16 protein-coding genes and 1 pseudogene are annotated in these 21,411 nt (G+C 60.5%); 4 read left to right on the forward strand and 13 right to left on the reverse strand.

Annotated elements, in window-relative coordinates:
- Nucleotides 1-223 precede the first annotated feature (223 nt).
- A complete protein-coding gene (rne, locus tag HX793_RS22590; RefSeq protein WP_218178670.1) occupies nt 224-3,379 on the forward strand; it encodes a ribonuclease E in 3,156 nt (1,051 codons plus the stop codon).
- 62 nt (nt 3,380-3,441) lie between these two features.
- On the opposite strand, the gene HX793_RS22595 is transcribed toward rne, so the two are convergent.
- The 3 genes from HX793_RS22595 to HX793_RS22605 all read right to left on the reverse strand — a co-directional run bounded on the left by HX793_RS22595 (nt 3,442) and on the right by HX793_RS22605 (nt 6,480).
- Entirely contained in the window at nt 3,442-4,026 is a 585-nt protein-coding gene (locus HX793_RS22595; RefSeq protein WP_177061380.1) for a nucleotidyltransferase family protein, read from the reverse strand.
- Complete coding sequence (locus HX793_RS22600; protein ID WP_177095790.1) at nt 4,023-5,009, reverse strand: XdhC family protein; 987 nt, start codon at nt 5,007-5,009, stop codon at nt 4,023-4,025. The genes HX793_RS22595 and HX793_RS22600 overlap by 4 nt, the downstream gene beginning before the upstream one ends.
- Before the next feature lie 139 nt (nt 5,010-5,148).
- Nucleotides 5,149-6,480 carry a dicarboxylate/amino acid:cation symporter gene (locus tag HX793_RS22605; protein WP_016979762.1) on the reverse strand — a complete coding sequence of 444 codons (1,332 nt, stop codon included), beginning with the start codon at nt 6,478-6,480 and terminating at the stop codon, nt 5,149-5,151.
- A gap of 339 nt (nt 6,481-6,819) precedes the next feature.
- On the opposite strand from HX793_RS22605, the gene HX793_RS22610 reads away from it, so the two are divergent.
- Nucleotides 6,820-7,818 (forward strand): AraC family transcriptional regulator, encoded by a 999-nt coding sequence (locus HX793_RS22610; protein ID WP_016979763.1) that lies wholly within the window; start codon nt 6,820-6,822, stop codon nt 7,816-7,818.
- 130 nt (nt 7,819-7,948) lie between these two features.
- Here the strand turns inward: HX793_RS22610 and HX793_RS22615 are convergent, their stop codons facing one another.
- Genes HX793_RS22615 through HX793_RS22625 form a run of 3 tightly spaced genes read right to left on the reverse strand, consistent with a single transcriptional unit; the run spans nt 7,949 to nt 10,296 of the window.
- Complete coding sequence (locus tag HX793_RS22615; RefSeq protein WP_177095792.1) at nt 7,949-9,295, reverse strand: ATP-binding protein; 1,347 nt, start codon at nt 9,293-9,295, stop codon at nt 7,949-7,951.
- Nucleotides 9,292-9,969 carry a response regulator transcription factor gene (locus HX793_RS22620; RefSeq protein ID WP_016973689.1) on the reverse strand — a complete coding sequence of 226 codons (678 nt, stop codon included), beginning with the start codon at nt 9,967-9,969 and terminating at the stop codon, nt 9,292-9,294. Before HX793_RS22620 ends, HX793_RS22615 begins: the two co-directional genes overlap by 4 nt.
- 18 nt (nt 9,970-9,987) lie before the next feature.
- Entirely contained in the window at nt 9,988-10,296 is a 309-nt protein-coding gene (locus HX793_RS22625; protein WP_177052379.1) for a hypothetical protein, read from the reverse strand.
- A 111-nt stretch (nt 10,297-10,407) separates the two neighbouring features.
- Here HX793_RS22625 and HX793_RS22630 point away from each other — a divergent pair, with 111 nt between their 5' ends.
- Nucleotides 10,408-11,124 carry a 4'-phosphopantetheinyl transferase family protein gene (locus HX793_RS22630; RefSeq protein ID WP_177052380.1) on the forward strand — a complete coding sequence of 239 codons (717 nt, stop codon included), beginning with the start codon at nt 10,408-10,410 and terminating at the stop codon, nt 11,122-11,124.
- Here the strand turns inward: HX793_RS22630 and HX793_RS22635 are convergent.
- Together HX793_RS22635 and HX793_RS22640 are read right to left on the reverse strand one after the other, a co-directional pair.
- Nucleotides 11,121-12,719 (reverse strand): annotated as a pseudogene (locus HX793_RS22635) (ATP-binding protein); the annotation flags it as partial. The gene HX793_RS22630 and the pseudogene HX793_RS22635 sit on opposite strands and share 4 nt — an antisense overlap.
- Entirely contained in the window at nt 12,716-13,441 is a 726-nt protein-coding gene (locus HX793_RS22640; protein WP_016979769.1) for a response regulator, read from the reverse strand. The pseudogene HX793_RS22635 and the gene HX793_RS22640, both read right to left, overlap by 4 nt.
- A gap of 552 nt (nt 13,442-13,993) precedes the next feature.
- Between HX793_RS22640 and HX793_RS22645 the strand changes: the two genes are divergently transcribed.
- Nucleotides 13,994-16,891: a ribonucleoside-diphosphate reductase subunit alpha gene (locus tag HX793_RS22645; RefSeq protein ID WP_095017308.1), complete on the forward strand. Its 2,898-nt coding sequence runs from the start codon at nt 13,994-13,996 to the stop codon at nt 16,889-16,891.
- Between the two features lie 106 nt (nt 16,892-16,997).
- On the opposite strand, the gene HX793_RS22650 is transcribed toward HX793_RS22645, so the two are convergent.
- From HX793_RS22650 to flgB, 5 genes are all read right to left on the reverse strand, one after another.
- A complete protein-coding gene (locus HX793_RS22650) occupies nt 16,998-18,104 on the reverse strand; it encodes a hypothetical protein (RefSeq protein ID WP_177095794.1) in 1,107 nt (368 codons plus the stop codon).
- A gap of 143 nt (nt 18,105-18,247) precedes the next feature.
- Nucleotides 18,248-19,564 carry a flagellar hook protein FlgE gene (gene flgE / locus HX793_RS22655; protein WP_177052383.1) on the reverse strand — a complete coding sequence of 439 codons (1,317 nt, stop codon included), beginning with the start codon at nt 19,562-19,564 and terminating at the stop codon, nt 18,248-18,250.
- 31 nt (nt 19,565-19,595) lie between these two features.
- Nucleotides 19,596-20,321, reverse strand: a complete 726-nt coding sequence (gene flgD / locus HX793_RS22660) for a flagellar hook assembly protein FlgD (protein ID WP_016979772.1) — start codon at nt 20,319-20,321, stop codon at nt 19,596-19,598.
- A gap of 16 nt (nt 20,322-20,337) precedes the next feature.
- Nucleotides 20,338-20,781, reverse strand: a complete 444-nt coding sequence (gene flgC, locus HX793_RS22665; protein ID WP_010208347.1) for a flagellar basal body rod protein FlgC — start codon at nt 20,779-20,781, stop codon at nt 20,338-20,340.
- 3 nt (nt 20,782-20,784) lie between these two features.
- A complete protein-coding gene (gene flgB, locus HX793_RS22670) occupies nt 20,785-21,192 on the reverse strand; it encodes a flagellar basal body rod protein FlgB (protein WP_010208346.1) in 408 nt (135 codons plus the stop codon).
- Nucleotides 21,193-21,411: the final 219 nt, after the last annotated feature.

Below are 21,411 nucleotides of genomic sequence, written 5' to 3' on the forward strand. Positions count from 1 at the left end.
GGTTGATTCCTCCTCCTGACCTTAGCTTTTGTTGAAGTGGTGCCTTTGTCACCACCGCTAACAAGCAGGACGCGTCCGTCGCGATACCGGCCCAATTGGCTGGTTTTTGCTGGACACTGGAGTGGCCAACCACTCTTGACGCACCTGACACCGACCGTGAGAAGTCGTGTGTGCCGAACGCCGTTTCCGGCAGCCCGGAAACCGACGGTACAACATGAAAAGAATGCTGATTAACGCAACTCAACCCGAAGAGTTGCGTGTTGCACTGGTAGATGGCCAACGCCTTTACGACCTGGACATCGAGTCCGGTGCACGCGAGCAAAAGAAGGCCAACATCTACAAAGGCCGTATTACTCGCATCGAACCAAGCCTTGAGGCTGCCTTTGTCGATTTCGGCTCCGAGCGCCACGGTTTCCTGCCCCTCAAAGAAATCTCCCGCGAATACTTCAAGAAAGCCCCTGAAGGCCGCGTGAACATCAAGGACGTCCTGAGCGAAGGCCAGGAAGTCATCGTCCAGGTAGAAAAAGAAGAACGTGGCAACAAGGGCGCGGCCCTGACCACCTTCATCAGCCTGGCCGGCCGTTACCTGGTCCTGATGCCGAACAACCCACGTGCCGGCGGCATTTCCCGTCGCATCGAAGGCGAAGAGCGCAACGAACTGCGTGAAGCGCTTAACGGCCTGATCGCACCAGCCGACATGGGCCTGATCGTTCGCACTGCAGGCCTGGGCCGCAGCAGCGAAGAAATGCAGTGGGACCTCGACTACCTGCTGCAACTGTGGACCGCTATCAAAGAAGCGTCCCTGGATCGTTCCGCGCCGTTCCTGATCTATCAGGAAAGCAACGTGATCATCCGCGCCATCCGCGATTACCTGCGCCAGGACATCGGCGAAGTGCTGATCGACAGCGTTGAAGCCCAGGACGAAGCCCTGACCTTCATCCGTCAGGTGATGCCGCAGTACGCCAGCAAGATCAAGCTGTACGAAGACAGCGTTCCGCTGTTCAACCGTTTCCAGATCGAAAGCCAGATCGAGACCGCCTTCCAGCGCGTCGTCGAACTGCCTTCCGGTGGCTCCATCGTGATCGACCCGACCGAAGCCCTCGTGTCCATCGACATCAACTCGGCGCGTGCGACCAAAGGCAGCGACATCGAAGAAACCGCCCTGCAGACCAACCTGGAAGCGGCTGAAGAAATCGCCCGCCAACTGCGCCTGCGTGACATCGGCGGCCTGATCGTGATCGACTTCATCGACATGACCCCTGCCAAGAACCAGCGCGCCGTGGAAGAGAAAGTCCGCGAATGCCTGGAAGCTGACCGTGCCCGCGTACAGGTCGGTCGCATCTCGCGCTTCGGCCTGCTGGAAATGTCCCGTCAGCGCCTGCGTCCGTCCCTGGGCGAGAGCAGCGGCATCGTCTGCCCGCGTTGCAACGGCACCGGCATCATCCGTGACGTTGAATCGCTGTCGCTGGCGATCCTGCGCCTGATCGAAGAAGAAGCCCTGAAAGACCGCACCGCCGAAGTCCGCGCACAAGTGCCGATCCCGGTTGCAGCCTTCCTGCTCAACGAAAAACGCAACTCGATCACCAAGATCGAACTGCGCACCCGTGCCCGTATCGTCATCCTGCCGAACGATCACCTCGAAACCCCGCACTTCGAAGTGCAGCGCCTGCGTGACGACAGCCCGGAAGCCCACAGCGGCCAGTCCAGCTACGAAATCGCCGCTGCCGCTGCCGAAGTGGAAGAAGTCCAGCCAGCCGCTGCGACCCGTACCCTGGTTCGCCAGGAAGCTGCAGTCAAGACCGCTCCAGCTCGCGCCAATGCACCGGTTCCAGCCGAAGTTGCAGCGCCAGTTGCCGCGCCGGCCGCCCTGCCTGAGCCAAGCCTGTTCAAAGGCCTGGTGAAATCGCTGGTCAGCCTGTTCGCCACCAAGGAAGAGCCAGCTGCTCCGGTTGTGGTTGAGAAACCTGCCGCCGAGCGCCCTGCGCGCAACGAAGAACGTCGCAACGGTCGCCAGCAGAGCCGTAACCGCAATGGTCGTCGTGACGAAGAGCGCAAGCCGCGCGAAGAACGTGCACCGCGTGAAGAACGCGCGCCACGTGAAGAGCGTGCCCCTCGCGAAGCCCGTGAAGAAACCCCGACCGTAGAACGCGCACCACGCGAAGAGCGCGCACCACGTACTCCGCGCGCCCCACGTGAAGACCGCAAGCCACGTGGCGAGCGTGAAGAACGTGTGCGCGAACTGCGTGAGCCGCTGGACGCAGCCCCTGCTGTAGCCGGTGCCGCCGCTGCTGCTACCGAAGAGCGTCCAGCTCGCCAGCCGCGTGAAGAGCGTGCGCCACGTGAAGAACGCCAACCTCGCGCCCCGCGTGAAGAGCGTCAACCGCGTGCCGAGCAAGCCGCTGCCGCCAGCGAAGAAGAAGTGCTGACCGGCGAAGAGCAACTGCAGGAAGACGGTCAGGAAGGCGCCGAAGGCGATCGTCCACGCCGCCGCTCCCGTGGCCAGCGTCGTCGCAGCAACCGTCGCGAGCGTCAACGTGATGCCAATGGCAACGTGATCGAAGGCTCGGAAGAGACCGGCGAGAACGCAGAAGCCGCTACCGGCGAACCGACTGGCGCCGAACTGGCTGCTGGCCTGGCCGTTACCGCTGCCGTGGCAAGCTCGGTCATCAGCGCTCCTGCTGAAGCCCAGGCTCACGAGCAGGCTGAACGCGCCACTGCTGCTGTCGAAGAAACCGTAGTGGTTGAAGCGCCTGCTGCCGAGACCCCAGTGGTTGAAGCGCCGGTTGTTGAAGCGCCAGCAGTTGAAGCGCCAGTGGTAGAGGCACCGGTTGTCGAAGCCACTACCCCAATCGAAGCGCCGGTTGTTCCGGAAGTGGAAGTTGCCCAGGCACCTGAAACCCAACCAGAAGTTGAAGTGACGGTCGTTGAACCGGCACCTGTGGTTGAGCCTGAGCCAGTGGTCGAAGCCGTTGTTGAAGCACCGGTTGTCGAAGCCGTTCCAGAAGTGCGTGATGCTCGCGAAGAAAAGCGCGAAGAACAAACCGCCTTCCAATGGACCGCCGAACCAGCCGCTCCGGTTGAAGCGCCAGAACCTGCCCCAGCGGCAAAAGAAGCGCCAGCACCGGTTGCCGAAGTCGTGGTTGCCGAGCCAGCCCCAGTGGTTGAGCCTGCTCCGGTCGCAGAACCTGCACCCGCAGTTGAAGCGCCGGTAGCTGCCGAAGTGGCAGCGCCAGTGGTTGAAGCCGCACCGGCCAGCGCCCTGACCGAAAATGGCCGTGCACCGAACGATCCACGTGAAGTGCGTCGTCGTCGCAAGGAAGCTGAAGCCGCAGCAGCTGCTGCACAGGAAGCAGAACACGAGAGCAAACCTCTCGCCTGATTCCAGCAGCCACTAAAAAGCCCCGCCTGAGTGATCAGGCGGGGCTTTTTTTGTTCGCTCGGTCAGGCGTAATGCAGCAACGCAGGCACGTCCACATCCCATAACACGCCGGGGTCATCTACCAGCACCTCGCATACGTTCGCCTGAGCAAACAATGGCCTGGCTCCGCGATCACCGGTCAAGGCCATCAGCCCAGGCCCCAATGCCTGGCCAAACGCCACAGGATGCCCGTAGCGCCCATCCAGCACCGGCACGCTGATACCGCCCGCCTCCAGCCCATCGATTACGCGCTCAATACTCGACGACCGGATAAACGGCATGTCTCCCAGCAGCACCAGCCAGCCCTCTGCCGGGCCACTGGCCGCAACCGCCGCCGCAATACTGTCGCCCATGCCAGCCGAACGCAGCAGCACGACTTCGCAACCATAGGCTTCGGCCAACCGAATGACATCCACACGATCAGGTGACGTCACCACCCAACGCTTCACGACGCACTCAGGCAGGTTCACCAGCACCTGCTCGATCACCGGCCGCACCACGCCGTCCAGGCCAACGCAATCCGCCAACAACTTGTCCTGGTCAGCCCCGGCTTCAGCGCGGAAACGACTGCCCTGCCCCGCCGCCAGCACAATCGCCGTGACTGTCACTCTGCGACCACCGGTAACGGCTTCTTCTGCATCGGCGCCACGCCGTTCTTGATGGCGACAATTTCCGCCATCAACGACAACGCGATTTCAGCGGGCGTGTGGCTGCCGATATGCAAGCCGATCGGCCCGTGCAGGCGCGCAATCGCCTCCGCCGACAACCCCAGCGCCGCGAGGTTTTCCCGGCGTTTCTGCGTGTTGACCCGCGAACCCAGGGCGCCAATGTAGAACGCCGAGGAATTCAGCGCCGTGAGCAACGCCATATCATCCAGGCGCGGATCATGGGTGAGGCAGACGATGGCCGTGCGCTCATCGGTCTGGATATTCAGCACCGCTTCATCGGGCATGCCCGGTACAAAGCGGCCGTGCTGCTCTTCCCAGCCGTAGACGAATTCGTCGCGCGGATCGCAGATCAGCACTTCGAAATCCAGCAAGCGCGCCATTTCCGCCACATAACGCGACAACTGGCCGGCGCCGATCAACAGCAGGCGCCAGCGAGGACCATAGATCGCGCGCAAGCGTTCTCCATCGAAGGTCACGGCATCCGTCTTGCTCGCGCCGCTCAAGGTGACCTTGCCGGTGCCCAGGTCAAGCTCGCGTGCGACGATCTGGTGATCTTCACACCGCGCCAGCAGCTCAGATACCCACTCCCACTCGTCCACGCGCTCCTCGGTCAGGCGCAAGGTGCCACCGCATGGCAGGCCAAAACGCGCGGCTTCATCGCGGGTAACACCGTAGGTCACCAACTGCACCGGCGGCCCGTCTTCGGGCAAGCGACCATCCTGCAGGCGTGCAATCAAGTCATCCTCGATGCAACCGCCCGACACCGAGCCGATCACCACGCCATCGCCGCGCAACGCCAGCATTGCCCCTGGCGGACGCGGTGCGCTGCCCCAGGTCTGGACCACGCTGTACAACACTACTCGCTGCCCGGCGCGGCGCCATTCGAGCACGCTGCGCAGGACATTCAAATCAACACTGTCCACAAAACCTCCTGCAAGCGTCACAACCGATTCACTTACTGTAAAACAAAAGCAGCCAGAGTAATGCGCCAGAGACGCAAACGCCCCGAACCAGTCGGGGCGTTTGTGGGTTGCTGTGGCGTCAGGTCACGCCAGCAGCGGCTTACTTGACGGCAGGTGCAGGGCCTTCGGCCACGCCCAGGTCGTCCAGCTCGCGGGTTTCCGAGATACCGGTACCGCCGGACGCCAGCTCGCTTTGCAGCTTGTCGGTGTCCAGTTCCTTGACCCACTTGGCCACAACGATGGTGGCAACGGCGTTACCCACCAGATTGGTCAGCGCGCGGGCTTCGGACATGAAGCGGTCGATACCCAGGATCAGCGCCAGGCCGGCAACCGGCAGGTGGCCTACGGCCGACAGGGTGGCAGCCAGTACGATGAAGCCCGAACCGGTCACGCCAGCAGCGCCTTTGGAGGACAGCAGCAGCACCAGCAGCAGGGTGATCTGGTGGGTGATGTCCATGTGGGTGTCGGTCGCTTGGGCGATGAACACGGCAGCCATGGTCAGGTAGATCGAGGTACCGTCGAGGTTGAAGGAGTAGCCGGTTGGAATCACCAGGCCTACTACGGATTTCTTCGCGCCCAGACGCTCCATCTTGATCAGCATGCGTGGCAGTGCGGATTCCGAGGAGGAAGTACCCAGTACGATCAACAGCTCTTCACGGATGTAGCGGATCAGTTTGATCACGCTGAAACCATGAGCGCGGCAGATACCGCCCAGCACTATCAGTACAAACAGGATGCAAGTGATGTAGAAGCAGATCATCAACTGGCCCAGCTGCACCAGCGAACCTACGCCGTAGGCACCGATGGTGAACGCCATGGCGCCCAGGGCACCGATTGGCGCGAGCTTCATGATCATGTTGATGATGTTGAACATCACGTGGGCGAAGCGATCGATGAAGTCCAGGACCGGCTTGCCGTAGGCACCCAGGCGATGCAGGGCGAAACCGAAGATCACCGAGAACATCAGCACTTGCAGGATGTCGCCGTTGGCGAAGGCACCGACGATGGTGTTAGGGATCACGTTGAGGATAAAGCCGACGATGCTCTGGTCTTTACCGGCAGTGACGTAGGCCGCTACTTTGGAGGCGTCCAGGGTCGCTACGTCGATGTGCATGCCGGCGCCCGGTTGCACAACGTTGACCACGATCAGGCCGATCAGCAGCGCGATGGTAGAAACGATTTCGAAGTACAGCAGCGCGTAGCCGCCGGTCTTGCCGACCGATTTCATGCTTTGCATGCCAGCGATGCCGCTGACAACGGTGCAGAAGATGATCGGGGCGATGACCATTTTGATCAGTTTGATGAACCCGTCACCCAATGGCTTGAGGGCCACACCGGTCTGCGGGTAGAAGTGACCGAGCAAAATACCGATAACGATTGCAACGATCACCTGGAAGTACAGGGATTTGTAGATTGGCTGACGAGTCGTCATTGCAAAGTTCCTCAATCGTCCCGTGTGGCAAAGATCCGCCATTGCCCACGACACTTGAATTGCGAACCCTCCTGCACTGGAGGGATTTGTTGTTTGCGAGCCCTGTAGGAACAAGCCTGCGCTGTAATCCTTATCGCAAACGTCGTGCCACTTTGCTGAAAAACCCTGAAGGCCTTTAGACATCAGGGCTTGGGGTTTTGAGACGCCCCTTCACGCAGCAAAACAGGTGGCGGATTTCCGCCCACTCGTCCAATCCCGTCCTACAATTTGGCGGATATCCGCCTTGTGACTGCATTCGGGGCTGACTACCATCAGCCCCTCCATGGACGAGGCCTTCGCATGCGTGAACGTACCATCGCCAGTCATTACGCCAGGGCGGCCCTCGGCGGGGCGCGTCGAGCCGGCTATGACTATTCGGGCTTGCTGCAGCAGGTGGGCATCACCCCGGAACTGCTGACCGAACCCCGTGCCCGCATCGCGCCGGAGCAGTTCACCCGCCTGCTGCAGATGCTGTGGCTGGCACTGGACGACGAATACCTGGGGTTCGCCGACGGCCCGAGTAAACGCGGCACCTTCGCCATGATGTGCCACGCATTGATCCACTGCCGCACCCTGGAGAAGGCCCTGGAACGCGGTTTATTATTTTATAGCCTATTCCCACAAGGCCCGCGCTGGCAGCTGACACGCGAAGGCGAAATGGCCCGCTTGAGCCTGGACGATTCGCAGTTGTGGGACCCGGATCATTTCTTGAGTGAATGCCTGCTGGTGATCTGGCATCGCCTCGGGAGTTGGCTGATCGGCCAACGTATCCGGCTGCATCAGGCCACTTTCAGCTACCCAATGCCAGCGCACGCCGGTGAATATGACCTGCTGTTTCCCTGTGCCCAGGTATTCGGTGCACCGAACAGCAGCCTGGTGTTTCCCGCACGCTACCTGAACCTGCCGTTGTTGCAGGATGAACGCACGCTCAAGCACTTCCTGGAACGCTCCCCCGCCGACCTGCTGTCGCGGCCGGACGAAGGCGACAGTTTGAGCAGCCAGCTACGCCGCTTGCTCAGCCGCGATCGCACGCCCTGGCCGGACCTGGAAGCCGTCGCCCAGCACCTGCATATCAGCCCGCAGACCCTGCGCAGGCATTTGCGTGAAGAAGGCACCAGCTTTCAGGCGCTCAAGGATGAGCTGCGGCGGGACATCGCCATCTATCATTTGGGCCGGGCGGATTTGTCGTTGCAGGAGATTGCCGAACAGCTCGGGTTTTCGGAACCGTCGGCGTTTCATCGGGCGTTCAAGAAGTGGACGGGGCTGACGCCGGGGGCGTATCGCGCGCAGGAGAGTTAGAGGTGTATTGCCTTTGCCGGCCCTTTCGCGAGCAAGCCCGCTCCCACATTCGACCGCATTCCTACAGGATAAACGTGGTCGAATGTGGGAGCGGGCTTGCTCGCGAAGAGGCCAGTGGAGTCAACAAAGATCACAAGGCAGGGAAGTGAATCTTGAACGCGGCGCCGCCCAGAGGCGAATCACCCAAGGTCAGCCGAGCGCCATAACTTTCAATGATGTCCTTGACCACTGCCAAGCCGATCCCCTGCCCCGGGTGCTGACGGTCCAGCCGCTCGCCCCGCTGCAGAATCCTTGCACGCTGATCCGGCGGTACGCCTGGGCCATCATCTTCAATGCACAGCTCACTGCCTTCCAGGTTCTCCACGAAGCTGATGCGCACTTCGCTCAAACACAGGCGGTAGGCGTTTTCCAGCAGGTTGCCGAGCAACTCCAGCAACGCGCCCTTCTCGATAGGCACGTCGCATTCTTGCGGCAGTTCAAAGGACACGGTGACGCGCTTGTCCCGGTAGACCTTGTCCAGCGTATCGCACAGGCTTTGCAGCACCGGCTCCAGCCGCACCTGATGGCGCACCAGGCCGCTTTTGCGCAGGCTGGCGCGCTGCAGTTGGTAGCTGATCTGCTGGCTCATGCGCTCGATCTGCGATTGCAGCACCCAGGCCTGGTCGCGGTCTTCCGGGCGCTGGGCCATGTCTTCGCTCACACCTTGCAGTACGGCGAGCGGGGTTTTCAGGCTGTGGGCCAGGTCGTCGAGAGAGTCACGGTAACGCGCTCGTTGCTCACGCTCGCTGTGCAGCAAACGGTTGAGGGAGCCGGTGAGCCGCAATAGTTCGCGGGGGTGTTGTTCGGACAGGCTCTCGCGGGTGCCGCCTTCGATCTGGTCAAGTTCCTGGCTCAGCCGCCGCAGGGCTTGCAAACCCCAGGTCAGGCCCAGCCAGAGCAAAGTCAGCAGCACCAGCAACGCGGCGCCGAAGCCCAGGTAGAGGTTTTCGCGCAGGCCTTCGAGGGTCAGTTGGTATTCGCGCACCGGTTGCAGGGCAACGATACTGAACGCCGCGCTCTTGCCACCCAGCAGCCTGACCTCGACGTCGTAGACGAAGAATTCCTGACCGTTGGCCTCACGGATCCGCGCAAATTCATTGCCGCGCCCGTCGTAGCGCGGCTTGTAGTTGATGTTTTCTTCCTTGGTCGCCCGCGAACGCCACACCAAGTGACCTTCACGGTCATAGATGTAGCCAAGCAGACGGCTGTCGGTGAGGTTGAAGCGTTCATCCGGCAACTGCGCCGGCATCAACAGGCGGTTGTTTTCCACCCGCGCGGCCGAGATCAGCGTCGTGACGTCCGACGCCAGGCGCTGCTCGATGGAGTCCTGCAACGCCAGGCTGAACGCCCCTTGCATGGCCGGCAACAAACCCAGCATGAACAGCACGGCCAAGGTGGCGGCCGCCAACATCAAGCGCACGCGAAGCGAGCGAATCAACGGCAGCGCTCATTGAACAGGTAACCCAGGCCACGCACGGTGTCGATCGGTTTGAACCCGGCCGGGCCTTCCAGCTTGCGGCGCAGGCGACCGACCAGCACTTCAATCACGTTCGGATCACGCTCGTCATCATCGGGGTAGAGCTGTTCCATCAAGCGGTCCTTGGCCACCACTTGCTGGTGATGGCGCATCAGGTACTCAAGGATTCGGTATTCGTAGGCCGTCAGCGCCAGCGGCTGTTCGTCGAGGGACGCCTGCTTGCGGTTGAGGTCCAGCAGCAGCGGACCCGCAACAATCGTCGACTGGGTGAAGCCACTGGAGCGGCGCAGCAAGGCGTTCATCCGCGCCTCCAGCTCTTCGAACTGGAACGGCTTGACCACGTAGTCGTCGGCACCGGCTGCCAGGCCTTCGACCTTGTCCTGCCAGTTGCCACGGGCAGTGAGGATCAGGATCGGGAAGGTCTTGGCCTGGGTGCGCAGTTGGCGGATCAGGTCCAGGCCACCCATACCTGGCAGGCCCAGGTCGATGATCGCCAGGTCATGGTTGAACTGGCCAGTCTGGTACAGGGCCTCTTCGGCATTGGCCACGGCCTCGACCACATGCCCGCTGTCGGTCAGGCGGGTCAACAGGTGATGACGCAGCAGCGCCTCATCTTCCACCACCAGCAATTTCATAAGGCTCTCCAAAGCAAATCAACTGTCCGACAGAGGGATATCATAGCGGCCCTGCAAGTCTTGCGGGCGCAGTTTAATGCCATTGAACTGGCCGGTCAGGTGTTCATAGCCGGCGCGATAGGCCGGCTGCGGGGTTGCCAGGCCCAGGGATTGGCCCCAGGGCCTGGGTTGGCTGGCAGATTCTTCGAAGCTGACACGCTGGATCAAGGTGCTGGATTTCTTGGTTTTCTCACTGCCAAATGCGGCAAATGCCCCGTCAGACGCTTGGGCCCCAGCGGTGGCACTGAGCATGGTTAACGCCAACATCAACTTCTTGATCGCAGTCATGGTGTGTACCTCTACGCGTTTGGCTGTTGAAACCAGACTACGCAGGCGCCCCTGAACTCCCCCTGAACAGCGGGCTATCCTCTGACGCAGCAACTCGGCAGAATATCGCCCATGAATCCCCTACCCGCTTGCTGCACCCCACTCGACACCCATTGGCCGCTGCCCGCCCCCTTGCCGGGCACGGTGTTTCTCAGCACGCGCTTTGACCCCGCCTTATTAACGGCCGGCGATTTCCAGCGCAGCGCCGTGCCGCCCCCGGCCAGCATCCAGCGCTCGGTGGCCAAGCGCCAGGCAGAATTCCTGGCCGGTCGAGTGTGTGCCCGCGCGGCCCTGCAACAACTCGATCACCTCAACTACATCCCCGCCATCGGTGAAGACCGTGCGCCGGTGTGGCCTGCGCATATCTGTGGCTCCATCACCCACAGCACCGGGCATGCCGCCGCGATTGTCGCGCACAAGGCGCAATGGCGTGGGCTAGGGATGGACTTGGAGAATGTACTGACGCTGGAGCGGGCGGAGCGCTTGGCCGGGGAGATCCTGACGGCGGATGAACTGCAACGTATGGCAACGCTGCCGCGAGAGCAGATCGCACAATTGGTGACATTGACGTTTTCGGCCAAGGAGAGCCTGTTCAAGGCGCTCTATCCAATTGTGCAGAAGCGTTTCTATTTTGAGCATGCCGAAGTAATGGAGTGGACTGAGGCCGGGTATATAAGGCTGCGGTTGCTGACGGACTTGTCCGAGGAATGGTGCCACGGCAAGGAGTTGGCGGGACAGTTTGCGGTGGATGACGGGCAGTTATTGAGCCTGGTGGCTATCGGCGCCTGATCCCTCGGCCAACTCAGACTGAAGCATGCCCCACCCAGGTTATTGCTCTTGCCAATCAACGCCCGCCCGCCGTGCCAGTAGATGATCCGTCGCACGATCGACAACCCCAACCCATGTCCGCCGGACGCGCGGGTGCGGCTGTCGTCCAGGCGCAGGAATGGCGTGAAGATGCGCTCCCAGGCACTCTCGGGCACACCGGGGCCATCATCTTCGACATCGATGCGGCAACGCACCTGGCCCACCTGATAACTGATCAACACCTGGCCCTGGGCATGACGCATGGCATTGCTCACCAGATTCTGCAGCGCACGGTGCAAGTAACGTGGCTCAGCATCCACCCACGCATCATCCCAATGCGCCGAAGACAGGCAAATGCCCCTGCTCACCCTGACCTGCGGACGCAGTGGCGATAATTCGCCTATCACCTGATCGAGCAGCGCATCGAGGTCGACCCGCTGGAAATTCAGCTCCGGCGAGCCTTGTTCCAGCCGCGCATACGTGAGCATTTCATCGACCAGGCCATCGAGGTCCTGGATATCGCTGTCCATGCCTTCCAGGTATTTACGCCGCGCCTCGGCCGTGGTGGCATCGCCGACCATCTCCAGGCCGAAACGCAAGCGTGCCACCGGCGTGCGCAGTTCGTGGGACACCGCGCGCACCAGCTCACGCTGGATCGCCAGCAACTGCTGCAAGTGCTCAGCCATGCCATTGAAGGCTGCGGCCAGGCGCCCCACCGAGTCAGCACCGCGGGCCGGCACACGCACTTCCAGGTTGCCCTTGGCGATGCGGGTGGCGGCGGCCTCCAGGCCGCGCAGCCGCCGTTCAAGCTGACGCACCAATAGATAGACGATCAAACCGATCAGGGTCAGGCCAATCAAAGCGATCAGGATCAGCCATTGCGGCGGGTAAGGGTTCATCTGATACAGCGGCCCGAGTTCCAGCACCCATGGTGTACCGACCATGCCGGCAAACACGCGGATCGAGTCGCCCCCCTTGCCCAGGGCCATCACCGTGTCGCCTTCCGAGACGCGGCGTCGCTGGTCTTCGTCCATATCCGCCTGGTCAAGGGTCATCAGGTGCATGTCAAAGCCAAACCCCTTGGCTTCCTTTATATCCGCCAGACGCTGCGGCTGTTCAGCCACCGGGAAGCGCACCAGTTCGTCGGCGAGCAGGTAGATAGTCGCGCGCGCCAACTGTTCGCTGATCTGCTGCACTTCGCCCGTAAGCACCAACTGCGACTGATCACTGACCAGGCGCAGCACCCGCGCGGCGTGTGGCCCGGTCTGCTCCACCAGCACCTGGCCGCGTTGCAGGCGATTGCGCTGGCTCAAGTCCAGTTGCGCCTCGGCCAGGGGGCGCAGGTCCAAGGGAATGCCGAGCAAGCGCTCCCACACGGCCAGGGCGCGCTGACGTTCGATGGGGCTCATGGGTTGCAGGTTGTCGCCCATCAAGGCGAAGGTGCCGTGAGCCAGGCGCTCGCGGTATTGGCCGCTGCGCACCTCGTTGAGCAGGTGCAGGGCCAGCACGCCGAGCAGCGCCACCAGGATCAGCGCCGCGCACATGCCGCCGTAGATGCGCAGAAAGATCGAGTTCACAGCGGCATGTCGGCGGCAGCTTCAGGGACGAACAGGTAGCCCTTGCTGCGAATGGTCTTGATCAGGCGCGGATGGATCGGGTCGTCACCTATCTTGGGGCGGATGCGTGAGATACGCACGTCGATGGAGCGGTCCTGGCCGTCGTAGCCAATGCCGCGCAAGGCGATGAAGATTTCTTCGCGGGACAAAATGCGCCCGGCATTGGCCACCAACAGCCACAGCAGGTCGAATTCGGCGCTGGTCAGCTCGATACCGTCGTTGTTCAGCCAGGCTTCGCGCAGGGCATTGTCCACCACCAAGGGACCGAATTGCAGGCGACGCTGGTTCTCCACGGCCGCCGGTTCCGCCGGTTCGCTACGCCGCAGCAAGGCCTGGATGCGTGCCAGCAACAGGCGCGGGCGCACGGGTTTGCACACGTAGTCATCGGCGCCCATGTCCAGGCCCAGCACCTGGTCCATATCGTCGGTGCGCGCGGTGAGCATCAGGATCACGCCGTCATAACGCTCGCGCACCTTGCGGCAGATGCTCAGGCCGTCTTCGCCAGGCAGCATCAGGTCGAGGATCACCAGGTCCGGCTGCTCGTCGATGATGCGCCCCGCTGCCAGGGCGCCATCGCCTTCCACGGACACCTGCAGGCCATTGCTCTCCAGGTACTCACGGGTCAATTCGGCCAATCGCTGGTCGTCTTCGACTATCAATACCTGCCAGGCTTCTTGCTCCACGGGTGACCTCAATGTCTGTCATAAAAGGCGGGCATGATCTGGTAACGGCGTTGCCCAATACGGCCGATTGTAGCCATGGGCCAACCCTCAAACACAAGCCGGGAAATCCATTCGGTGATCACGTTTTTTTGTGATAGGGTTCGCGCCCTTCGAAAATGGGCAGGTTGTTTTAAGCCCGAAACATTTAATGACAAACGGCGTAATCCAGCAGCAGTGCGGCCTACACACCCATTCAACCTTTCTTACACATTTTACCCACAGCGTTATCCACAGGTTACTGCGTTGCTAACCCCTCGAAAACGCATTATCTTGTACCTCGGCACTAGAGAAGACCCTACATGTGGGGTTTTTGAAGAAAGCGCCCAACCACACAAGTGGCAAGAAATTCAAGCGTTTTATTGCTAGCGCAGCATGGAACCAACCGATTTTCAGTAGACCAAACCGCTCACGCGGATGGCAGCTGTTTCCCATCCCCGATATGGAAAACGGTACGGGTGTTGCAGGAAGAGCCTGGCACTCGCAATCAAATATAGAACGTGGAGACAACCCCCCATGCAAACCGACACAACTCGCGAGAACCCGCAAGGCTCCGTGCCGCAGGCCGCCGATTCGAACCTGGATCTGTCCGCCACTGCACCCGGCCAACTGCGTGTGATCAAGCGTAACGGCACTGTCGTTCCTTACACCGATGACAAAATCACCGTCGCCATCACCAAAGCGTTTCTTGCAGTTGAAGGCGGCACCGCTGCTGCCTCGTCGCGCATCCACGACACCGTTGCCCGCCTGACCGAACAAGTCACCGCGACCTTCAAGCGTCGCATGCCTTCGGGCGGCACCATCCACATCGAAGAAATCCAGGACCAGGTCGAACTGGCCCTGATGCGTGCCGGCGAGCAGAAAGTGGCTCGCGACTACGTGATCTACCGTGATGCCCGCTCCAAGGAGCGCGCTGTACGTTCCCCGGCTGAAGAAGCCACCGTACAGGCTCACCCATCGATCCGCATCACCCTGGCCGACGGTACGTTTGCACCGCTGGACCTGGGCCGCCTGAACACCATCATCACCGAGGCCTGCGAAGGCCTGGAAGAAGTCGATGGTGACCTGATTCAGCGCGAAACCCTGAAGAACCTGTACGACGGCGTGGCCCTGACCGACGTCAACACCGCCCTGGTGATGACCGCCCGTACCCTGGTTGAACGCGAGCCGAACTACTCGTTCGTGACCGCGCGCCTGTTGATGGACACCCTGCGTGCCGAAGGCCTGGGCTTCCTGAAAGTCGCCGACAGCGCTACCCACCACGAAATGGCCGACCTGTACGCCAAGGCCCTGCCAGCCTACATCGCCAAGGGTATCGAATTCGAATTGCTGAACCCGGTCCTGGCCACCTTCGACCTGGAAAAACTCGGCAAGGCGATCAACCACGAGCGCGACCAGCAGTTCACCTACCTGGGCCTGCAAACCCTGTACGACCGTTACTTCATCCACAAGGACGGTATCCGCTTCGAACTGCCGCAAGTGTTCTTCATGCGCGTGGCCATGGGCCTGGCGATCGAAGAGAAGCAGAAAGAAGACCGTGCCATCGAGTTCTACAACCTGTTGTCGTCCTTCGACTACATGTCGTCGACCCCGACCCTGTTCAACGCCGGCACCCTGCGTCCACAGCTGTCCAGCTGCTACCTGACCACCGTGCCGGATGACCTGTCGGGCATCTACCACGCGATCCACGACAACGCCATGTTGTCCAAATTCGCTGGCGGCCTGGGTAACGACTGGACCCCGGTGCGCGCACTGGGTTCGTACATCAAGGGCACCAACGGCAAGTCCCAGGGCGTTGTTCCGTTCCTGAAAGTGGTGAACGACACCGCTGTAGCCGTAAACCAGGGCGGCAAGCGCAAAGGCGCTGTCTGTGCCTACCTGGAAACCTGGCACATGGACATCGAAGAGTTCATCGAGCTGCGTAAGAACACCGGTGATGACCGCCGTCGTACCCACGACATGAACACCGCCAACTGGATCCCTGACCTGTTCATGAAGCGTGTCTTCGATGACGGCAAGTGGACTCTGTTCTCGCCATCCGAAGTGCCGGACCTGCACGACCTGACCGGTAAAGCCTTCGAAGAGCGCTACGAGTACTACGAAGCCCTCACCGAATACCCAGGCAAGGTCAAGCTGTTCAAGACCATCCAGGCCAAAGACCTGTGGCGCAAAATGCTGTCCATGCTGTTTGAAACCGGCCACCCATGGCTGACCTTCAAAGACCCATGCAACCTGCGCAGCCCGCAGCAGCACGTGGGCGTGGTCCACAGCTCGAACCTGTGCACCGAGATCACCTTGAACACCAACAAGGACGAGATCGCCGTTTGCAACCTGGGCTCGATCAACCTGCCGAACCACATCGTCAACGGCAAGCTGGACACCGCCAAGCTGGAACGTACCGTCAACACCGCCGTGCGCATGCTCGATAACGTGATCGACATCAACTACTACTCGGTGCCACAGGCGCAGAACTCCAACTTCAAGCACCGTCCGGTCGGCCTGGGCATCATGGGCTTCCAGGACGCGCTGTACCTGCAGCACATTCCTTACGGTTCGGACGCTGCGGTCGAGTTCGCCGACAAGTCCATGGAAGCGGTCAGCTACTACGCGATCCAGGCTTCCTGCGACCTGGCCGACGAGCGCGGCGCCTACGAGACGTTCCAGGGTTCGCTGTGGTCCAAAGGCATCCTGCCGCTGGATTCGCAACAGATCCTGATCGAAGCCCGTGGCCAGAAGTACATCGACGTTGACCTGAACGAAACCCTGGACTGGGCACCGGTGCGTGCCCGTGTGCAGAAAGGTATTCGTAACTCCAACATCATGGCCATCGCACCGACCGCGACCATCGCCAACATCACTGGCGTATCGCAGTCGATCGAACCGACTTACCAGAACCTGTATGTGAAATCGAACCTGTCGGGCGAATTCACCGTGATCAACCCGTACCTGGTTCGCGACCTGAAAGCCCGCGGCCTGTGGGACTCGGTCATGATCAACGACCTGAAGTACTACGACGGTTCCGTGCAGCAGATCGAGCGCATCCCGCAAGAACTCAAAGAGCTCTACGCGACGGCCTTCGAAGTGGACACCAAGTGGATCGTTGATGCTGCCAGCCGTCGTCAGAAGTGGATCGACCAGGCCCAGTCCCTGAACCTCTACATCGCTGGCGCTTCGGGCAAGAAGCTGGACGTGACCTACCGCATGGCGTGGTACCGTGGCCTGAAAACCACTTACTACCTCCGTGCCCTGGCCGCGACCAGCACCGAGAAGTCGACCATCAACACCGGTAAGCTGAACGCGGTTTCCAGCGGCGGCAACCACGGTGATGACTCGGTGCTTGCAGCGCCAGCCGGCCCGGCGCCAGTGCCAAAGGCTTGCGCGATTGACGAGCCGGATTGCGAAGCTTGCCAATAAGCTGAAACCGGTGCCGGGCTTGAATAGCCGGACTTAAAAAACCGGCAAACCTGGGTATCCTGGGTTTGTCGGTTTTTTTTGCATGACCGTCAGCGCTCATTCCTGCCTATATAAGCTTGTACGCGTCAGGGTGTGAAGGTGCTCCCCCTCGCTGCCCCCACTTCTCCAGACGGCCACCGATCACTGCCATTGAGTGCATGTGATCGCTCGCAACCCCAAGCGCGCCCCTGGCCAATTCAGAACTCGTCGTTCTGACAACGTGATCTTTAAGCCCCAATCGATCCAAACCTTCGCGGGCCCATTCGCCATCGTTCAAGCTTCTCAGGGCATCCGAATAGCTTCTGCGCGCGTTGTGATCGTTTTCACCATAATTTCCTGGGTTACCTTCTTCATGTGCCCGCTTGGCGCTGACGGCGTACAAGAAATTGGCGTCGGTCAGCATGCCCGGGTTATCGCCCATGAACCGTGCCTGTTGGGCTCCCTGCCTCAATTCATCTTTGGTCAGATGGAGCCGGTACCCATCCCGCATCTCGACGTCATAGCCATCGCCCGACATTTTCACGTCTTTGAAAATGTCGGTGGGTTTCTGCCCAAACCTCATCATCGCTGCCTTGATTGCTGAAACCGTGACGCAGTTTCCGTCCGGCCCCTGCCTGAAACCACTCCAGATATTTCCGTCTTCTCTGCCCTCACTAGGTTTCTTTCCAGGATTGCTCTTGTCAGGTTTGTAGTCGGTGTAACGAGCACCTTCGGTAAAAGGCTTATTACTCATGGACTCTGAGGGGCCGAAATTATTCGAACCGCCCCCGCCCCCACCTCCTCCGCCTCCGCCTCCGCCACCACCGCCACCACCGCGATCTGGTGGAGGGGACGGAGAAGGGGACGGAGATGATCCATCCGGAAATAAATCTGGAAACAGCTTCTTCAACCAGGCGAGCCGATCGCTGGACGCATCCTTCCTCAGTTTCTCAATGATCTCCTTCAACTTCTCGTCGCCAAGGTCCTGGCGCATATCGTGAAGTTTGTTGCGTAGATCCCGAACAGTCTGGTCCTTGCCAGTACTCTGAGCGTCATCAAGCTCCTTCAGCAGTTTTGTAACGGCGTCCTTACCCGCCGCCGAATCACTGTTGATTTCGCCTGCCGCGCCCTTCCCTGGCGCGGTATCAAAACGCACGCCACTGCCCCAATGACCGGCCCCCGACACACTCACCATACCTCCCCTCCACCCTATAATCACAAGTTCAAAGGCTTTCGGCTTGATGGGTGGTAGAGAAGGCGCAGGTGTTCCATCCGATGTTTGTCAAAAAAAAACCCCTCGATCGAGGGGTTTTCAGTCAAGCGAATTACGCCACAGCATCACGTCATCTGAATGATGGTCTGCATGATGGTGCTCTGGGTGGAGATGGTCTTGGCGTTCGCCTGGTAGTTGCTCTGGGCCTTGATCAGGTCCACCAGCTCGTTGGTCAGGTTGACGTTGGAGTTCTCCAACGAGTTGGCCACGATCGAACCCAGGGTACCGGCTTGCGGGGTGTCATAACCTGGCTGACCCGAGGCGAAGGTCTCTTTCCAAGTGGTACCGCCGGCGGGCTGCAGACCCTGTTCGTTGTTGAAGCTGGCCAGGGAGATCTGGCCGATGGCCTTGCTCTGCTGGTTGCTGAACGTGGCGAACAGGACGCCGCTGCCGTCGATTTTCAAGCCGGTGATCTGGCCGGTGGCGTAGCCATCGGTGACCGGAGGGTTGCGGTAAGTGGCTGAGTTGTATTGGGTGATGTTGGCCATGTTGACCGCGATCCCGGTTGGGTTCGCCGTCGCACCGTTTGCCTTCCACACGCCATTGGTCACGGTGCCAGGGACCCAACCGGTGATGGTCAAGGTCTTGTTGGACACGGTGCCCGTCACGACGCTGGTAAGTTTGCCGGCACCGTCAAAGGTCAAGGTGGATGGCACAGGCGCCTTCACGTCCGCACCGGTACCGAAAGGTGGCGAACCGTCAGGGTTGCGCCCGTCAATCAGGGTATAGGCGTTCCACTTGTTGCCGTCGGTTTTCACCAGGTACTGCACCATCGGGTGCGCGTTGCCCTGAGAGTCATACAGGGTGGTGCTGTACTGGGTGGTGAAGGTGCTGGTGTCGTTCGGGTTGAATGGCTTCGCGACCTGGTCGATCACCGGCTCCGAGGAGTTCAGGTTACTGGTCGAATCCACTTTGGTGGACGCCTTGGGCGGCAGGTTCGACAGGTTCAGTTGCAGGTCGGTCAGGCCGCCCTTGATGATCTTGCCGTCTGCGTCCGCAGCATAACCTTGCAGGCGCGAGGTACCGGTGTTGTTGGTGATGTAGCCGTCTTTGTCGGCACGGAAGGCACCGCTACGGGTGTATTCCAACGAACCGTCACTGCCCTTCTGCACGAAGAAACCGCCGCCCTGAATCGCCATGTCCAGGATACCGCCACTGCCGTTCACGTCACCCTGGGTGAACTGCTGGGACACGGCCGCCAGGTTCACACCGTTGCCGATGCTGTTCTGGCCGGTGCCCAGCTTGGAGGCGGCGTAGATATCCGCGAATTCCGCACGGGACGACTTGAAGCCAGTGGTCGCGACGTTGGCGATGTTGTTGCCGGTCACGTCCAGTTGTTTGTTGGCCGCATAGAGGCCGCTAAGGCCGATGTTAAAAGACATGTTTCTCTCCCTCTGCCGTATTTAGCCGGCTCTATGTACCGATAGTCTGAATTTGCGACAGCTTGACGCTGCCCATGCCGCCAGCCAGGTTCAGCAGCATCTCGCCGCCGGTCTTGCTCAAGGTCACGCTCGTTACCGTTGCGGGCAGCGAAGTATTCAGGGCAACGGCGTCGCCCTTGTCATTCTTGGTGGTGGCATTGAAGGTGTAGGTGCCCGCAGGAGCAACCTCGCCCTTGTCGTTCTTGCCATCCCAGATAAAGTTCTGGCTGCCGACAGCCTGGGCACCCATTTCGATGGTGCGCACCAGGTTGCCGTCTTTGTCGGTGATCTTGACGGTGACGTTGCCGGTCGCCGTCTTGACGTCCACCGAGCCGGTCATGCTCTTGCTGGTATCCACCATGGCCTTGTCGGTCTGGATGATGATCGAGCGACCGACCAGCGACGACGCCTGCAGCGCTTGCGACGAGCTGAAGTTGCTGGAGATCGCATTCACCGAGTCGTTCAGCGTGTTGATGCCTTCCAGGCTGCTGAACTGCGCCAACTGAGCTACGAACGCGCCGTTGTCTTGCGGCGACAGCGGGTTCTGGTTTTTCAGCTGGGTGACCAGCAACTGCAGGAACGCATCCTTGCCCAGCGACTGCTTGCCTGTCGCCTTATTGGCAGCGTCATTGATGCTGCTGTTGTCCTGGGCATTCTTGACCTTGGAATTGAAAAGGTCCTGGACTGGCGTGTTCTTTGACGTATCAACGATGGCCATTATTTGGCGCCCCTTATCACTGACCCAGGGTCAGAACCTTTTGCATCATGGTTTTGGCGGTATTCATCATTTCCGCGTTGGTCTGGAACGAACGACTGGCAGAGATCATGTCGGCCATTTCTTCGACCACGTTGACGTTCGGGTAGTAGACATAGCCCTTTTCGTTCGCGGCGGGATGATTGGGTTCGTAGCGGGCTTCAAGGTTGCTCTGATCTTCGACCACGCCGAGCACCTGCACGCCGGAGCCTGCGGCACCCTGGTCCTGGAACAACGAATCGCTGCCGCCTGCCTGGCCGCCCTGGAACATGGTGGCGAACACCGGGTGACGTGCGCGGTAGGTCTGATCAATGCTCGAAGACACGGTCTCGGCGTTGGCGATGTTACTGGCGACGGTGTTCAAACGCGTGGTCTGCGCGCTCATGCCACTGCCGGCAATATTGAAAACACTGGACAGGGACATGGCTTACTCTCCACGCAGGGCTGACATCAGCCCTTTGAATTTGCTGTTAAGCAGGGTGAAGCTGGCTTGGAAGTTCACCGAGTTCTCGGCGTAAGCCGATTGCTCCAGCTGTGCGTCGACAGTGTTCTGGTCGATCGACGGCTGCATCGGCGTGCGATACAGCAACGACTCGTCACCATTGCTCAGGCCTTGCGCTTCGATATGACGGCTGTTGGTCATGTTCAAGGCGAAGGTGCCGTTCTTGGTCTTGTCCTGCTGTGCGGCGAGCACGGCGGAAAAGTCCAGGTCCCGAGCCTTGTAGTTCGGGGTGTCGGCGTTGGCAATGTTGTTGGCCAGAACTTCGGCACGCTGGGCGCGGAAGCCCAGGGCTTGTTCGTGGATACCGAGCGCTTTATCGAAGCTGATGCTCATGGTGGAAACCTTTAAGGGCTGACCTGCTTTTCGTTAACTGGGTTATAGCAAGGTGCATGCCAATCTTGCGGAGGCCCGCATATCAAGGGTTTCGGAGGTGCTTGCCAGCGGCAATGCCAGAAAAGCGGCAAGCGGTTTCCGCGTGGCGCCAGTAAAGCGGCAATGAAGGGTTGCCGCTTTAGTTCGGTTTGCCGCAACAAAATGTGGGAGGGGGCTTGC

It is taken from the genome of Pseudomonas reactans (assembly GCF_013387025.1).
Lineage (GTDB): Bacteria > Pseudomonadota > Gammaproteobacteria > Pseudomonadales > Pseudomonadaceae > Aquipseudomonas > Aquipseudomonas reactans.

Bases quoted from the DNA above. Each gene is read 5' to 3' on its own strand.
- rne (WP_218178670.1), top strand. From the start codon at position 224: ATGCTGATTAACGCAACTCAACCCGAAGAGTTGCGTGTTGCACTGGTA.
- HX793_RS22620 (WP_016973689.1), bottom strand. From the start codon at position 9,969: ATGAAATTGCTGGTGGTGGAAGATGAGGCGCTGCTGCGTCATCACCTG.
- flgD (WP_016979772.1), bottom strand. From the start codon at position 20,321: ATGGCCATCGTTGATACGTCAAAGAACACGCCAGTCCAGGACCTTTTC.
- HX793_RS22630 (WP_177052380.1), top strand. From the start codon at position 10,408: ATGAATCCCCTACCCGCTTGCTGCACCCCACTCGACACCCATTGGCCG.
- HX793_RS22610 (WP_016979763.1), top strand. From the start codon at position 6,820: ATGCGTGAACGTACCATCGCCAGTCATTACGCCAGGGCGGCCCTCGGC.
- HX793_RS22650 (WP_177095794.1), bottom strand. From the start codon at position 18,104: ATGGTGAGTGTGTCGGGGGCCGGTCATTGGGGCAGTGGCGTGCGTTTT.
- HX793_RS22625 (WP_177052379.1), bottom strand. From the start codon at position 10,296: ATGACTGCGATCAAGAAGTTGATGTTGGCGTTAACCATGCTCAGTGCC.
- flgC (WP_010208347.1), bottom strand. From the start codon at position 20,781: ATGTCCCTGTCCAGTGTTTTCAATATTGCCGGCAGTGGCATGAGCGCG.
- HX793_RS22645 (WP_095017308.1), top strand. From the start codon at position 13,994: ATGCAAACCGACACAACTCGCGAGAACCCGCAAGGCTCCGTGCCGCAG.
- flgE (WP_177052383.1), bottom strand. From the start codon at position 19,564: ATGTCTTTTAACATCGGCCTTAGCGGCCTCTATGCGGCCAACAAACAA.
- HX793_RS22605 (WP_016979762.1), bottom strand. From the start codon at position 6,480: ATGACGACTCGTCAGCCAATCTACAAATCCCTGTACTTCCAGGTGATC.
- flgB (WP_010208346.1), bottom strand. From the start codon at position 21,192: ATGAGCATCAGCTTCGATAAAGCGCTCGGTATCCACGAACAAGCCCTG.